The following is a 1,026-nucleotide window of genomic DNA, read 5'->3' on the forward strand; positions in this document are numbered from 1 at the left end:
ATCAGCGCCAGTTACACTACAGTTCTTTTGTTATCGTAATTGTCCTGTTTTTCGTTTAAAAACAACAGTTTTCGTTCCCACTGTAGATCAAAAAAATGTGCCCGCGAGTTCACCACAACTCCGGGCACGCGGATCTCAATTTTCCATGAGAAATCACCATGAATAATACCATCTCCGACATCGATACTGATCTGACCGCTGTTTCCGAAGTTGAAGGCAATGCTGTTCAGGCCGAAGCCCAGCCCGCTCAAAACGAGAGCGACGAAACCTACGCCCAGGCAGTGCAGGAGAAGCTCGCTCTTGCTCGCAGCAGAGCCAATTGCCGCTACATCGGCATCGACCTCCACAGCAACAACATCTGGCTCTCGGTCATCGTCAACGAACAGCGTCCTTCCGGCCCCGTCGGCAAGGTCATCTTCTCCAGATCCATCGGCACGCAGCGAGTCGACGGCACCTTGCCGGAAGACCTGATAAAGCCTGTGCTTGAGCGATTCTGCAAGGATCAGCCGCACATCGCCTGCGTCGAAGCGACCTACAACTGGTACTGGCTTGCGGACCTCTTCGAAAAGAACGGCTGGAACCTGGTGCTCGCTGATCCGAGCACCGTCAGCGAAGCTAAAACCAAGGCCGCCGACGACCGCAAGGATGCCGAATACCTTGCCGATCGCCTGCGCTACAACGCTCTTCGCTATACCGTCATCATGCCCAAGCAGCTCCGTGAAATCCGGGACCTTGTCCGAACCCGGGGAACTGCCGTTGAGCAGAGGGCTCGTGAGAAGATCATCGTCATCAACAAGCTGACGAACCTCATTGGCAGGAAAATCACGGGGAAAGAACTCAAGGAGCTCATCAAGGAACACGCTGAATTCGGCACGCAAGCTCCAATGCTCCTCAATTGGGGGCTGACGGAGGAAGTGCGATGCATACTATTAACAAAGGTATTTAATAGTTGACGGATGGTGCTGTGTGGCGCTTGGGGTCAGGCCGCCTGTGCATAGAGGGTACTCTCATTCGTAAAACAGGCGC

The 1,026-nt window shown here is 53.9% G+C and carries 1 protein-coding gene; it reads left to right on the forward strand.

Annotated features, from left to right (window positions below):
• The first annotated feature begins 158 nt into the window (after positions 1-158).
• Entirely contained in the window at positions 159-953 is a 795-nt protein-coding gene (locus tag GBM95_RS11810) for an IS110 family transposase (RefSeq protein WP_152159268.1), read from the forward strand.
• Positions 954-1,026: the final 73 nt, after the last annotated feature.

The organism is Sutterella seckii (assembly GCF_009183815.1).
Lineage (GTDB): Bacteria > Pseudomonadota > Gammaproteobacteria > Burkholderiales > Burkholderiaceae_F > Sutterella > Sutterella seckii.